This is a genomic window from Pseudoflavonifractor sp. An184 (assembly GCF_002160305.1).
GTDB lineage: Bacteria > Bacillota > Clostridia > Oscillospirales > Oscillospiraceae > Lawsonibacter > Lawsonibacter pullicola.
Genome location: NZ_NFKI01000072.1, coordinates 1 through 14,416 on the forward strand (window position 1 = coordinate 1; position 14,416 = coordinate 14,416).

Genomic DNA, 14,416 nt, shown 5'->3' on the forward strand with positions numbered 1-14,416 from the left:
GGGGCAGGGCTTTGGTTGGTGTTGCCTTTTGGCTGCTCACATAGCTCTCCTATGGCGTTTTCTTCTGTTGTTTCCGTGAATCACCCTCTTGACTTAATACCATTGGACTGATTGTAGTAAGACTGGAATGATTACTTCAACCAGTAAATAGGAAAAACTTCTGAAAATTCTGCAGCAAGGAAAGAAAAATCTGATTGAATAAAAAATTCATTCTCTAACAAGTCAAACATATCACAGATGGAGAAGAGAGTACAGCGACCATGGCTGAGAATACTCATCCATGGCATGGGTTTAGGTGGAAATCTAAAAGGCCCCATGAGATTTTCTGATCTCATGGGGCCTCTGTATCGCAGGTTTTCGATTTCTGCGTTGCTGTCCGCGTGTCATTTTATAGCCCTCCCTTGATAAAGGGAATCGCACCAAAACGACCGATCAAATATCCCTTCTCCACTTTCATATCTTTGCGAACGGAAAAATCGTAAAGGGAGAATAAATCGGTGGCCGCTGTCTGTTCGCCTTTTTCTGTGAACCAAATTTGATCTCTTCTCAACAAATCCAGATCAAGAAGATTGGTGCTGTGGGATGTGAAAATCAACTGAGCACCTTTGGGATTGAATTCTGCGCTGTCAAATAGGGAAACCAGATGCATGGCCAAGAGAGGATGCAGGTGTGCATCCATATCATCAGTCACAAGAAGCGTTCCTTGGTCTAAAGTCTTTTTCACAACGCCGATCAGTTTGAAATAACTGTTGGTGCCGTCGGATTCCTCTGCCATATTTAACGCATAGGCAAATGTATTCCCGTTGGTGTCTCGTACCGTGTGAATGGCCTCGATATTTGTAAAGATGTCACTGTGTTGAGAGAGAGCAGGACCTGAATCGCGCATTTGCAGAGCCTGTATCCCAAAATCTGCAGCACGCAGCATAGAGGCGATCGCACGCCGGTAATCAGCATCTTTCAGCTGTTCTGCCTCAAGCCTGTAAGCATCCGCCGCAGAATTCTTCGTGATGATTTGGCAGGAAGCAAACCACTCCAAAACCGGGGTCACTTTGGGGTAACTCCAGTTTGATGCAACCGACAGGTAGAGCTTGTTCGCAGAGGTGCGCTCCTTGAGCGTATTTTGCTCATCTATATCCACCGTAAAACGAAAATCTTTGACGTTTTTTCGCTCAAAAATAAGCGCCTTTCTGCCGTTAGGATAGTAATATAGGTATTCTTCTGTAACAGCCCTATCTGTTACAGAAAAGCCGTACGCATATCGAATATCCTTGGTGGTAAAGATGACCTCAAAACTGCTGGGGCGCGTGGGTGTTTCCGGATCAAACTTGAAGGGTGAACGATCAATGGCCTTATGAATCTGCTGGTTATGTGAAGTCAGCACATAGTTTACCATAAAACAAAATGCGTTCAGAACATTGGACTTCCCTGAAGCATTGGCCCCATAAATGACAGCAGACTTCAAATAGCGGTTGGTTTCATCTGCGATAAGATGATTTGGATGCTCATTATCCTTGCTGGCCAGCAGGGATAGTACAACTTTTTCTTTAATAGATAGAAAATTCTCTACACTAAATTGAATCAGCATAAGTAACATCCCAATACCAAGGTTTTACCAATTATAACCCACTTTTTGTGAAAAAACAACGCAAACAAAAGATAAAATCTTAGACGGGAGAACTAAAAAACAACTTGTTATGGAAAAATATATAATGTATACCCCCAAAAGGTCAATGAGAAAAAACAAGCCTGTGGAGCAGCGAATTGTCACTCCACAGGCGCTGCTAAATATATTTTGGGGACGCGAATCAAATTAGCTCTAAGTTAACGGTTGTCTGCGCGATTCCCGGCAGGCTTTGTGCCCGGGAAAAACTGTTCCAGCACATCCAGACTGTCCTTGGAGGTGTAGCCCCACAGCACTGAACTAAGGGCGTCAATGGCCTCCCGCCGCTTGCGGTAGTAGGTGCGGAAGGAGATGTCCCGGATGTGCGGACGCAGGTTCTCGATGATTTCCTCCACATTCTTCAGCTGCTGAGGGGAGAGGAAGGAGTAGTACAGCAGCCAGTAATATGCCTCGCCGTTCTTATGCCGGGTACGGAGCAATTCGACTGTCGAATCCAGGAGCTTCAGCATCTTGTGGCTGCGCTCAATGCACTTGGCATGGTGCTCAATGTCACTCCCGTTCAGGTCTGCGCCAGCCAGGTAAACGGAATCCAGAAATTCTTCGATGGAGGTACCGTATTCGATCTCGAACTTGGCCCGCACATGCTGGACGGAAATCTCCAAGTTCCAAACCACGTCGCGATATTTTTTCAGCAGTTTCCAGGTATCATGGTACAGAGGGTTCTCTGCGACATCTTTTTCAACAAATTTCTTCATGGTAAGACCTCCTGTTCAATTCTCCACCGAGGGAGAGAGTGTAAGTTCAAAAGTGGCGACCTGCTAGTTTCCGTACAGAAGAACAAGCCCAAAGCGCAGCAAGTACTGTTCATGCGCGCGGTGTAGTAAACCTTCCCGGCAGCAGCCCGAATAGGGATCTAACTTGTAATGCGTGACAATCAAAAGTGCCGCAAAAAAGGCCGGAGCCCCCGCTTACGCGAATGCTCCGGTCCTCCATCAGAAAGCGGATAAACTGCTGGTAGATCCGGCAGCGTGGGTAGTCCACAATCTGTTTAATTTGTAATTGATAGGTTGGCATGGCTTTCTCCTTTTTATATATAAGGTATGAAATTGAGTGCGCCAACGAAAAAACCGTTGACTTGAACATCTTTGAGGCTTATGCTATACTTGTTTCTGTATGAATCTGCAAGGCAATCCTGTGCGGGACTCATACAGGCTTTACTGCAAATGGGGCAATTTTACAATGACGTCTTTTCAAACAATGCAACCATTCGCTGTGCCAATTTGAAGTCGATATTGAGCCGATTTTGTGCCAATACAACTTTCTACAATTTTTTCACAACTTTTGCCCCGAACCAGACGGCACAGGAGGACATCCTATGGAACCCAAAAAGTTAGAAAAACCTCGTAAAAATGGTGCGTTTTCAACACGTCAGGCCGTGACGAAACCGGATGAAGAGACCGGAGGGGTGTTCCCCACCATGAAACCGTTGGATTGACGCAAATATGGCATACCAATGGGAAAGTTTCCCATTGGTATGCCTTTCTGCGCATCCCTGGAAAATAGATAGAAGGAGCGACCCAATGGAGTGGATCACCAGCCGGAAAAATCCTCTGCTCACCCGGATTCGAAAGCTGGCCGCCGGAAGCGGCCGGGACCGCCGGGCGGCGGGGGAGTACCTGGGGGACGGAAGGAAACTGTTGGAGGAGGCCCTGAAGTGGCACGCCCCCCTCACCACCGTGGTGGTGTCGGAAGGGGTGGAACTCCCCAACCTGCCCCGGGAGGTGCGGGCAGTTCAGGTGCCCAGGGACGTGATGGAGACCATCTCCCCCATGAAGACCCCCCAGGGGGCCCTGTTTTTGGTCCGGCTTCCGGAGACGGAGCCCCCGGAGATACTGACCGGGGACCGGTATCTGGTGCTGGACGGCGTCCAGGACCCGGGCAACGTGGGGACCATCTGGCGCACCGCCGACGCCCTGGGGGCGGACGGCCTGATCCTGGTGGGAAACTGCGCCGACCCATACAGCCCCAAGGTGGTGCGCTCCTCCATGGGGGCCTGCTTCCGCCTGCCGGTGTATGAGACGGACGCCGGCGGCCTGTGCGCCCTGCTGGAGCGCTCCGGCATTCCCCTGTCCGCCACCGCTCTGCGGGAGGACACGGTTTCATTGGAACAGGCGCGCCTGGACCGGGCGGCGGTGGTCATTGGCAGCGAGGGGAGCGGGGTCTCTCCGGAACTGCTCTCCCGCAGCGTCCAGACCATCAAGATCCCCATGCGGGAGAGGTGCGAGTCCCTGAACGCGGCGGCGGCCGCCGCCATTGTCCTGTGGGAGATGGCCCGGAACCCATAAAAAAGCGGGCCTCCCGGCCCGCTTGAACGGTCAGGATTTTGAGGGGCGTTTCCCAACTCCCAGCTTGTAGTATACCCCCTGGATCAGGGCCATGGAGCACACCAGGGACGCCAGAAACAGCAGATAGGCGGGAACATAGCTGCCGAACCGGTCGGCGAGGATGCCCGGCACCGGTCCGGTGACCAGGGCCCCTAGCATGTAGGAGGTGGACAGCCACTTCACCAGCCGGTCGTAGTCCGCCCCCCGGCTGAAGTCCCCCGCCCACACGGACAGGGAGACGGAGGAGAGGGGCATCCCCAGGGCGGTGAAGGTGCAGGCGGCGGCCGCCAGCGGAACGCTGGGAATGGAGGCCAGGCAGCACAGACAGAGGCCCAGAATGCCCGCCCCATAGGTCACATAATTGGCCGCCCGGCTGCCCAGCGCGTCGCTGAGGGTGCCGTAGAGCACCTTGGAGATCATCAGGATGATGCCGAAGTAGGAGATCAGCAGGGCCACCGTGCCGCTGGGGTAGCCCTCGGCGGTGTAGAGCACAGACAGATGGGAGAAGCCCGGGCCGCAGGGGCCGCCGGTAAAGAAGGCGGCCGCCACCGCCGCCCACCAGAGGGCCGGCGGGAGCCGTGTTTGACTGCTCTCCCGGGGAGCGGCCTTGACGGAGGTTGCGCCTGTGGTGTAGGGGGCCAGCCCCACATCCTCCGGCCGGTCCCGGATAAGCAGCAGGACCAGGAGGGTGAGGGCCAGGCCGAACAAACCCTCCGCCCAGAAGGCGAAACGCAGGCCGGCGTTTTGGATGGCTGCGGTGAGCAGGGGAGGGGCCAGGATGGTGGAGATGCCCGTTCCGGCGGCCATCAGACCCAGGGCGAAGCCCCGCCGGTCCTGAAACCACCGGGAGATCACCAGGGTGAGGGGGACCATCCCCCCGTAGCCGTAGGCCAGCCCGGAGAACACTGCGGCGGCGCAGTAGGAGAGAAAGCTGTGGGCTGCGCCGAACAGAAAGTAGGAGAATACGAAACAGCCCAGCCCGGACACGATCACCCGCCGCAGGCCATAGCGGCGGCACAGGGCGTCCGCCGTGGCCATGGACAGCATGCCGAACAGGCTGCGTGCGGTGGTGATCCAGGAGCCCTGGGCGTTGGTGAAGTGCTCCAGCTCCAGCAGATAGGGCTGGTACACGGTGAAGGCGTTGACCCCCAGACCCATAACGGTGAACAGGGCCAGGCCGCATCCCAGGCATACCAGCCAGGCCCGCCGGGCGGACGCCCGCCCGGCCTGGGAAGAGACAGAAGTTGACATCGGTGATCCCTCATTTCTTGTGCCCAATGTACCACACGGGGGATGAGATTGTAAAGCATTTTGTGAAGTCTGTGAAAAGAAAACCGCTCCAAGCGGGAGAGGAGGCGCGCATCATGTTGAAGGATTGGATCTGGCTGACCACCCGAAAGGGGCTGGGAGCCCGGGGCGTGCTCCAGGTGCTGGACTACTTCGGGAGCCCGGAGCGGGCATTTTATGCCGATCCGGAGCAGTACGACCAGATTCCCGGCCTGTCCGCCCTGGCCCGCAGCTCCCTGCGGGAGAAGGGGATGGAGGGGCCTGACCGCATCCTGGGGGAGTGCGACCGCCTGGGACTGCGGGTGCTCACCCTCCAGGACGGGGACTACCCGGAGCGGCTCCGGGAGATCCCCGACCCGCCGGCGGTGCTGTACATCCGTGGCACCCTGTTCCACTTTGACCAGGAGGCGGCCATCGGCATCGTGGGCGCCCGGGAGCCCTCCCCCTACGGGGAGAAGGTGGCCGCCCGGCTGGGGCTGGAGCTGGCCCGAAACGGGGTGCTGTTGGTCTCCGGCATCGCCCAGGGCATCGACTCCATCGCCCTGAAGGGTGCCCTCCAGGGCGGAGGCCGGGTGGTGTCCGTGCTGGGCGGCGGGGTGGACGTGCCCTACCCCTGGCAGAACCGGTATCTCTATGAGGACGTGGCCGCGGCGGGAGCGCTCATCAGCGAGTATCCCCCGGGGACGCGGCCCAACGGGGAGCACTTCCCTGTCCGCAACCGGATCATCAGCGGCCTGGCCCTGGGCGTGGTGGCGGTGGAGTGCGCCCGGCACAGCGGCACCATGCTGACGGTCAACCACGCCATGGAGCAGAACCGAGACGTGTTCGCCATTCCGGGCAACATCGACGCCCCCATGAGCGAGGGGCCCAACTGGCTGCTGCGCCAGGGGGCCCGCCCGGTGACCTGTGCCCAGGACATTTTGGAGGAATACGTGGACCGCTTCCCGGAAAAGCTCTCCAAGGCGGTCCCTCTGTCCCCGGAGGCCGCCCAGCAGCGGCTGGAGCAGGTGAAGCCCCGGGAGGAGCGGCAGGAGCCCTCCGCCAAGGCGGAGGTGGTGCGGGAGGTGGTCCCCAAGGAGCGGCAGAAGGCCCGCTTCACCGACGACCAGCTCTCTATCCTCCACACACTGGGGGAGAAGCAGAAGACCTATACCGCCGACGAGCTGGTGGAGCTGACCCAGATCCCGGCCCGGCGGGTGCTGTCCGCCCTCACCATGCTCCAGGTGGACGGCGCGGTCCAGGAGCACCCGGGGCGGCGGTTTTCCTCCCTGGTTGTGCTGGAAGAATAATATGCTTGGAACAGATAGGAGTCAGGAGATAGAAGATAGGAGATATTCTTGCGAAAGAAGTTCCGGCTTCCTCTTCCACAGACTCCGGACTGGACGGGCTTCCTATGGGAGGAGAAACGCCCCGGGTTTGGAAAACTCCTATCTCCTATCTGAACAAATATCGTGGAGGTTTATCAACGTGGCAGCAAAAACCGATCTTGTGATCGTAGAGTCCCCGTCCAAGGCCAAGACCATCGGGAAATACCTTGGACCGGGGTATGAGGTGAAGGCGTCCATGGGCCATGTCCGGGACCTGCCCAAGAGCAAGCTGGGCGTGGACGTGGAACACGGCTTTGAGCCCAACTACCAGCCCATCAAGGGCAAGGAGGACACCATCAGCGACCTGAAGAAGGCGGCCAAGAAGAGCGGCAAAGTCTATCTGGCCACCGACCCGGACCGGGAGGGGGAGGCCATCTCCTGGCATCTGAAGGAGCTGCTGGACATCCCCGACGACAAGACCTACCGGGTGACCTTTAACGAGATCACCAAGAAGGTGGTCAACGAGTCCATCGCCAAGCCCCGGGCCATCGACCAGAATCTGGTGGACGCCCAGCAGGCCCGGCGCATCCTGGACCGGATCGTGGGCTATGAGCTCTCCCCCCTGCTGTGGAAGAAGATCCGCCGGGGCCTGTCCGCCGGCCGGGTGCAGTCAGTGGCCACCCGCCTGGTGGTGGAGCGGGAGGAGGAGATCCGCGCCTTCCAGCCCCAGGAGTACTGGTCCATTCAGGCCGACCTGAGCCGGGTGTCCCCCAACCTGGGGGGCTTCCAGGCCATGTTCCACGGCCGGGAGAAGAAGATGGACCTGAACAGCCGGGAGGAGGCCGAGGCGGTGGTCCAGGCGGTGAAGAACGCCCCCTGGTCGGTGGCCAAGGTGAAGCGCCAGGACAAGCAGCGCAACCCGGCGCCCCCCTTCACCACCTCCACCCTCCAGCAGGAGGCCTCCCGGAAGCTGAACATGACCCCCGCCCGCACCATGTCCATTGCCCAGCAGCTCTACGAGGGGGTGGACATCACCGGCGAGGGCACCGTGGGTCTCATCACCTACATGCGTACCGACTCCCTGCGGCTGTCCGAGGAGGCCATCGCCGCCGCCAAGGGGTTCATTGAGAGCCGCTACGGCCAGGAGTACTATCCCCCCAAGGCCCGGCACTACAAGACCAAGGGCACCGCCCAGGACGCCCACGAGGCCATCCGGCCCTCCGACGTGACCCTGGTGCCCGAGGACATCAAGAAGGATCTGACCACCGAGCAGTTCCGGCTCTACAAGCTGATCTGGAGCCGGTTCCTTGCCTGCCAGATGGCCTCCGCCGTGTACGACAGCGTCTCCATCGAGGCCCAGTCCGCCGGCTACTCCTTCCGGGCCAGCCGGTCTGAGCTGAAGTTCTCCGGCTTCACCGCCGTGTACGAGGAGGGCCGGGACGACGAGGAGGAGGCCCCCCAGTCGCCTCTCCCCGATCTGAAGGAGGGGGAGCCCCTGGAGCTGAAGGGCACCAAGGAGGAGCAGCACTTCACCCAGCCCCCTGCCCGCTACTCCGAGGCCACCCTCATCCGGGCCCTGGAGGAGAAGGGCATCGGCCGCCCCTCCACCTACGCCCCCACCATCTCCACCATCCTCAACCGGGAGTATGTGGTCAAAGAGGGCCGCGCCCTCCGGCCCACCCCCCTGGGCGAGGTGGTCACCGGTCTGATGAAGGACAAGTTCCAGGACATCGTGGACCCCACCTTCACCGCCCAGATGGAGGAGGAGCTGGACAAGGTGGAGGAGGGCACCACCAACTGGAAAAAAGTCCTCTCCGACTTCTACGGCGAGTTCGAGGCGGAGCTCCACAAGGCGGAGCAGGAGCTGGACGGGGAGCGCATCAAGGTCCCCGATGAGGTCTCCGAGGAGATCTGCCCCCAGTGCGGCCGGAATCTGGTGATCAAGTCCGGGCGGTTCGGCCGCTTCCTGGCCTGTCCCGGCTGGCCGGAGTGCGACTTCACCATGCCCCTTGTGGTGGAGATGCCGGGCAAGTGCCCCAAGTGCGGAGGGCGGCTCCTTAAACGCACCGGCAAGAGCAAAAAGACCGGCAAGCAGTACACCTACTACTGCTGTGAGAATTTGAGCAGCAAGGACGAGTCCAAGCGGTGCGACTTTATGACCTGGGACGTGCCGGTGAAGGACAACTGCCCCGTGTGCGGCTGGACTATGTTCAAGAAGTCCGGCCGGGGGTTCAAGAAGCCCTTCTGCATCAATGAGGCCTGTTCCAACTTCACCCCCGAGGAGAAGCGGGGCGGCTGGAGGAAAAAGACCGAGGCTTCCGTGGAGGGAGGAGAGGCCGCCGGGGAGACCGCCGCGGCCGGGGAGAAGAAGCCCACCGCCAAGAAGACGGCGGCGAAAAAGACGGCCTCCAAGACTTCCACGGCCAAGAAGACCACCAAGACCGCCGCCAAGAAGACGGCTTCTGCCAAAACGGCCAAAAAGACCACCGCGGCCAAGAGCACCGCAAAGAAGTCCACAGCGGTGAAAAAGACGGCGGCCAAGAAGGCGGAGAAAGAATAAAATGGGGCTCCCCCGCGAGGGGGGAGCCCCCTCAGTCATACCGGAAGCCCCGCGGGGAAGCCGGATGGTATTATTGAGACCCAAAAGACAGGAGGAACCCATGGAACCTGTGATCGTGATCGGCGCCGGTCTGGCCGGCAGCGAGGCGGCCTGGCAGCTAGCCCAGCGGGGCATTCCGGTGGAGCTGCGGGAGATGAAGCCCCAAAAGATGACCCCCGCCCACCACAGCGGGGATTTCGGGGAGCTGGTGTGCTCCAACTCCCTGCGCTCCGACCAGCTGGAGAACGCGGTGGGGCTTTTGAAGGAGGAGCTGCGCAGATGCGGCTCCCTCATTATGGCCTGCGCCGACCAGCACCGGGTGGAGGCGGGGGGCGCCCTGGCGGTGGACCGCCACGCCTTCTCCGCCGCCATCACGGAGAAGATCCGCAGCCACCCCAACATCACCGTGGTGGAGGGGGAGGTGCTGGACGTCCCGGAGGAGGGAAATGTGATCGTGGCCTCCGGCCCGCTGACCTCCGACCCGCTGGCCCAGGCCATCGCCAGCCGGTATCCCCAGAACAGCTACCTCCACTTCTTCGACGCGGCGGCCCCCCTGGTCACCTTTGAGAGCGTGGACATGGACAGCGCCTGGTTTGCCTCCCGGTACGACCGGGGCACCCCGGATTACATCAACTGCCCCCTCACCCAGGAGGAGTACCAGGCATTCTGGGAGGCCCTCACCACCGCCCAGGAGGCGGAGGTCCACGGCTTTGAGGACGCCGGGGTATTTGAGGGCTGCATGCCCGTGGAGGTCATGGCCCGGCGGGGACGGGACACCCTGTGCTACGGCCCCCTGAAGCCGGTGGGCCTGAAGGACCCCAAGACGGGGAAGGAGCCCTTCGCCGTGGTGCAGCTGCGCAAGGACAACGCCCAGGGGTCCATTTACAACATCGTGGGCTTCCAGACCCACCTGAAGTGGCCGGAGCAGAAGCGGGTGTTCTCCATGATCCCCGCCCTGAAAAACGCCGAGTATGTGCGCTACGGGGTGATGCACCGGAACACCTTCCTGGATTCCCCCCGGCTGCTGGACCGGTACTACCGGGTGCGCACCGAGCCCCGGGTCCGCTTCGCCGGGCAGATCACCGGGGTGGAGGGCTACGTGGAGTCCACCGCCTCCGGGTGCCTGACGGCCATGGAGCTGGCCCGGGAGCTGCTGGGAAAGCCCCCCATTGATTTCCCCCAGGAGACCGCCATGGGCGCGTTGGCTCTTTACATCAGTGAGGAATCTGTGGTACACTTTCAACCGATGAATGTAAACTTCGGGCTCATCCCGCCTCTGGGGTATCGGGTCAAGGGGAAGCGGAACAAAAATGCCGAGCTGTCCAAGCGGGCCTTGGAGGCGTTGGAGAAGCTGGATCTTTCCTGATCGCAGGGGGAGTCGCCTCCCCCTTTTAAAGCCTTCCCCCTGGGGGGAAGGTGCCCCAGTGCGCACACTGGGGCGGATGAGGGGGCGATGATAGCGTGATTTCGTTTGTCGCAGGGGAGTTTCGCCGCTCCGGCGGCGAGTGCCGCTTTCTTCACCTTGAGGATCGCCGGGGGACGCGTACTTGTTAGATTTTGCAATATTTCCGGCGCGCAAAATTTGAGTGGCTTTCCGCAATTCAATCCGGGCCCATTGGGGCCCCGAGTTTGCAAAAATTACAGGTGTTGCGATTTAAGTTCTGCGCCTGAGTTTGCCGAGCCAACGGTACCCGGTTCGAGATACCTCATCCGCCCCCTTCGGGGCACCTTCCCCTAAAGGGGAAGGCAGGAAGATACGATTTTATGCCTTTCCCTTTAGGGGAAGGTCCGAGCGAAGCGAGGCGGATGAGGTCTGTATGGGCGACCCTCGCGGTCACCCGGTGTTCCCGGTGCGAATTCTGGCGGGCGTATGCTATGCGCCCCTACGGGAATCCGGAAACGTCTCCGCTCCCGCCGTCCTATTGAGCCGCACTTGAGCCCTGACACGCCAAAAGGCGCGCTTTCCACCAGGAGAAGCGCCATTCAAAGGTTACTGAAAACTCAGCGGCAGCGGTGATAGAGCGGAAACCAATCAGCTGAGCCGCCCGCGCCTTTGCGTTGACCTACCAGTCGGCCTAATTGGCGGCCCCCGTAAAATGGGGGCCGGGGAAAGCGGTCCTATGGGCCTAGGCGGAGCCGTAGCCCATCGGACGCGTCCCCGGTGGCGTTTTGCCTACTTTGCCGCCATGGGCAAAGTAGGTCGCCGCCCGCAGGCGGCGAAACTCCTGCGAGAAAAGTGCTTTATCCCCGCAGCGCCCACCGAACCAGGGAAACCCCAAGACGAAAGCCATGGGTAAAGGAAATCTGATTTGCAGCATCCAGCAGGGAAAAGAGGGCGGGGGAGAGCTCCTGAGCTTCCAATTCGGCCAAAGCCCGGGCCATCTTCTCCTGATAGACCGGGTCGGAGTCAAAGTCCAGGTGGGCGTGGTCAATTTCGTAGTAATAGAGTTTTTGAAGTTCTGGAATCATATTGACACCACCTATATATTTGAATTGGCGATATTATATCGCGAAAACAAATATTAGTCAAGAGGAGGCCCCATGTATCACAAGGATATTTTCTGTATGCGGGTCAAAAAGCTGCGAAAAAATGCAAAAGAACAGCAGAAAGATTTAGCCGAAGCCATCGGAGTATCACAGGCGGCGATTAGTGATATTGAAAATGGCCGTCGGACGACTTCGTTTGAAAACTTGGCTTCGATATGTACTCATTACAACGTCTCAGCGGACTACCTCCTAGGTTTGATCGACGAGCCCAGGACTTTGATACCACCGAAGAAAGAAGGAACTTGACATGAAGATCATCGTGGACGCCATGGGCGGCGACAACGCGCCCCAGGCTCCGGTCATGGGGGCCATCCAGGCCAACAAGGCGTACGGGGTGGACATCACCCTGGTGGGCCGTGGGGAGGACATCCTGAAGGTGCTCAAGGACAACGGCATCCAGGACCTGCCCGCGGGGGTGGAGATCGCCCACGCCTCCGAGGTGGTGGAGATCTGCGACAACCCGGCCACCGCCTTCCGGGAGAAGAAGGACTCCTCCCTCACCGTGGGTCTGAACCTGCTGAAAAACGGGGAGGGTGACGCCTTCGTGTCCGCCGGGTCCACCGGCGCCCTGCTGGGGGCGGCCACCCTGCTTATCAAGCGCATCAAGGGCATCCGCCGGGCGGCCCTGGCCCCCGTGGTGCCCACCGGGAACGGCGGGGCCATCCTCATCGACGCGGGGGCCAACGTGAAGTGCCCGCCGGAGTACCTGATCCAGTTCGCCTATATGGGCTCCTACTACGCCGAGCATGTGCTGGGCCGCCCCGAGCCCAAGGTGGGCCTGCTGAACATCGGCGTGGAGCCCTCCAAGGGCACCGATCTTCAGACCGAGGTATATCCCCTGCTGAAAAAGGCCGGGGAGGAGGGCCGCATCAACTTCGTGGGCAATATTGAGGCCCGGGAGGCCGTGGAGGGCGCGGTGGACGTGATCGTGGCCGACGGCTACTCCGGGAACATCTTCCTGAAAACCATGGAGGGCACCGGCCTCTATCTGGCCAAGGAACTGAAAAAGATGTTCCTGAAGGGGGCGCTGACCAAGCTGGCCGCCGTGCTGGTGGCCGACGGGCTGAAAAATCTGAAAAAGATGATGAGCTCCAGCGAAGTGGGGGGCACCGCCCTGCTGGGCATCTCCAAGCCGGTGATCAAGGCCCACGGCTCCTCCGACGCCCTGGCCATCCAGAACGCCGTTCGCCAGGCCAGCCAGGTGGCCTCCTCCGGGATCATCGAAAATATCGCGGCCAACATCGACGTCATGCGGCTGGACCCCGTGGAACTGGAGGGCGGCAGACACGAGTGATGCGGAGAAATTCCCATTTGACTATTGACAGGGCGGGGGATTCTGCATATAGTAAGGAAAGAAAAACGTGCCGGTACGCACAAGCAAAAGGAGCAGTCAGCTATGATTTTTGAAAAAGTATGCGCACTGATCGCAGAGCAGTTCAATGTGGATGCCGATTCCATCACCATGGATACCTCCTTCGAGGACGATTTGAACGCGGATTCTGTGGATCTGGTGGATTTGACCATGGCGCTTGAGGAGGAGTTCGACATCGGCGAGCTCACCGAAGAGGACACCGCCTCGGTAAAGACGGTGGGAGACCTGGTCCATTTTCTGCAGAGTAAAGTCGACTGATCAGCTCCCAATGCTGGACATACCATCAAAACTCCGCCGCCGGCGGAGTTTTGCTTGTCCGGACGGCCCTGATCGGAGAGGAGAGAGAGCCGAATGACCACGTTAGAAGAAAAGCTGGGATACACGTTCCAAAATCCGGCCCTGCTGGAAAACGCCCTGACCCACAGCTCCTGTGCCAACGAGAGCCGGGGCAAGCTCCAGAGCAACGAGCGGCTGGAGTTTCTGGGAGATTCCATTTTGGGCATGGTGGTGGCCGACCACCTGTACCGCAACCACCCCGACCTGCCCGAGGGGGAGCTGACCCGCACCCGGGCGGCTCTGGTGTGCGAGGAGAGCCTGGTGGAGGTGGCCGCAGAGCTGAACCTGGGGGAGTACCTGCGCCTGGGCAAAGGGGAGGAGTCCGGCGGCGGACGGCACCGGCCCTCCATCCAGGCCGACGCGGTGGAGGCGGTGCTGGCGGCGGTCTATCTGGACGGCGGCATCGGATCGGCACGGAAGATCATCCAGCGGTATATCCTCTGCCGGGAGATCGAGGGGCTGAACAGCTCCCGGGACTATAAGACCGCCCTCCAGGAGCTGGTCCAGCGGGAGAGCGGCCAGGTGCTCAAGTACCGCCTCACCGGCGAGGAGGGCCCCGACCACGACAAGCGCTTTTTCGTGGAGGTGGACCTGAACGGCACCCCCGTGGGCTCCGGTAAAGGCCACAGCAAAAAAGAGGCCGAACAGATGGCGGCCAAGGCCGCCATCGCGAAGCTGGGCGGCTGAAAGCCGTCCAGTTCGGCCTCTTGCGAGGGGAAGCGAGCCGCGCCGAACGGCGCGTCCAAGCAAAATTTCCGGCTGAAAGCCGGAAATTTTCTTGCCGGAAGGCGGGCTCTGCCCGCCTGAGGATTGAAAAGGCAGGGGAACCCGGAAAAGCGGAGCTTTTCTGGGGCGGCCGAACAGATGGCGGCCAAGGCCGCCATCGCGAAGCTGGGCGGCTGAAAGCCGTCCAGTTCGGCCTCTTGCGAGGGGAAGCGAGCCGCGCCGAACGGCGCGTCCAAG

12 protein-coding genes are annotated in these 14,416 nt (G+C 59.9%); 8 read left to right on the forward strand and 4 right to left on the reverse strand.

Annotation, left to right across the window (positions count from 1 at the left end):
• Positions 1-388 precede the first annotated feature (388 nt).
• Together B5F19_RS15145 and B5F19_RS15150 are read right to left on the reverse strand one after the other, a co-directional pair.
• The gene (locus tag B5F19_RS15145; protein ID WP_087292042.1) at positions 389-1,585 is read right to left on the reverse strand and encodes an ATP-binding protein; all 1,197 of its coding nucleotides are present in this window, start codon (positions 1,583-1,585) and stop codon (positions 389-391) included.
• 236 nt (positions 1,586-1,821) lie between these two features.
• On the reverse strand, positions 1,822-2,376 hold the full coding sequence (locus B5F19_RS15150) for a hypothetical protein (RefSeq protein ID WP_087292044.1): 555 nt from the start codon (positions 2,374-2,376) through the stop codon (positions 1,822-1,824).
• A gap of 825 nt (positions 2,377-3,201) precedes the next feature.
• Between B5F19_RS15150 and B5F19_RS15160 the strand changes: the two genes are divergently transcribed.
• Entirely contained in the window at positions 3,202-3,966 is a 765-nt protein-coding gene (locus B5F19_RS15160; RefSeq protein WP_087292050.1) for an RNA methyltransferase, read from the forward strand.
• A 30-nt stretch (positions 3,967-3,996) separates the two neighbouring features.
• On the opposite strand, the gene B5F19_RS15165 is transcribed toward B5F19_RS15160, so the two are convergent.
• Positions 3,997-5,256, reverse strand: coding sequence for an MFS transporter (locus B5F19_RS15165; protein ID WP_087292053.1), 1,260 nt, complete (start codon positions 5,254-5,256; stop codon positions 3,997-3,999).
• A 113-nt stretch (positions 5,257-5,369) separates the two neighbouring features.
• Here B5F19_RS15165 and dprA point away from each other — a divergent pair, with 113 nt between their 5' ends.
• The 3 genes from dprA (at position 5,370) to trmFO (ending at position 10,564) form a co-directional block, all read left to right on the forward strand.
• The gene (gene dprA, locus B5F19_RS15170; RefSeq protein WP_087292056.1) at positions 5,370-6,581 is read left to right on the forward strand and encodes a DNA-processing protein DprA; all 1,212 of its coding nucleotides are present in this window, start codon (positions 5,370-5,372) and stop codon (positions 6,579-6,581) included.
• Between the two features lie 178 nt (positions 6,582-6,759).
• The gene (gene topA, locus B5F19_RS15175) at positions 6,760-9,159 is read left to right on the forward strand and encodes a type I DNA topoisomerase (protein ID WP_087292059.1); all 2,400 of its coding nucleotides are present in this window, start codon (positions 6,760-6,762) and stop codon (positions 9,157-9,159) included.
• Positions 9,160-9,259: 100 nt separating this feature from the next.
• A complete protein-coding gene (gene trmFO, locus B5F19_RS15180) occupies positions 9,260-10,564 on the forward strand; it encodes a methylenetetrahydrofolate--tRNA-(uracil(54)-C(5))-methyltransferase (FADH(2)-oxidizing) TrmFO (protein WP_087292062.1) in 1,305 nt (434 codons plus the stop codon).
• A gap of 875 nt (positions 10,565-11,439) precedes the next feature.
• Here the strand turns inward: trmFO and B5F19_RS15185 are convergent.
• A complete protein-coding gene (locus tag B5F19_RS15185; RefSeq protein ID WP_087292065.1) occupies positions 11,440-11,667 on the reverse strand; it encodes a hypothetical protein in 228 nt (75 codons plus the stop codon).
• A 72-nt stretch (positions 11,668-11,739) separates the two neighbouring features.
• Between B5F19_RS15185 and B5F19_RS15190 the strand changes: the two genes are divergently transcribed.
• From B5F19_RS15190 to rnc, 4 genes are all read left to right on the forward strand, one after another.
• Positions 11,740-11,991: a helix-turn-helix transcriptional regulator gene (locus B5F19_RS15190; protein WP_087292068.1), complete on the forward strand. Its 252-nt coding sequence runs from the start codon at positions 11,740-11,742 to the stop codon at positions 11,989-11,991.
• Between the two features lies 1 nt (position 11,992).
• On the forward strand, positions 11,993-13,039 hold the full coding sequence (plsX, locus tag B5F19_RS15195; RefSeq protein WP_087292071.1) for a phosphate acyltransferase PlsX: 1,047 nt from the start codon (positions 11,993-11,995) through the stop codon (positions 13,037-13,039).
• Between the two features lie 102 nt (positions 13,040-13,141).
• Positions 13,142-13,375 carry an acyl carrier protein gene (gene acpP / locus B5F19_RS15200; RefSeq protein WP_087292074.1) on the forward strand — a complete coding sequence of 78 codons (234 nt, stop codon included), beginning with the start codon at positions 13,142-13,144 and terminating at the stop codon, positions 13,373-13,375.
• 93 nt (positions 13,376-13,468) lie between these two features.
• Positions 13,469-14,140 carry a ribonuclease III gene (gene rnc / locus B5F19_RS15205; protein ID WP_087292077.1) on the forward strand — a complete coding sequence of 224 codons (672 nt, stop codon included), beginning with the start codon at positions 13,469-13,471 and terminating at the stop codon, positions 14,138-14,140.
• Positions 14,141-14,416 lie beyond the last annotated feature (276 nt).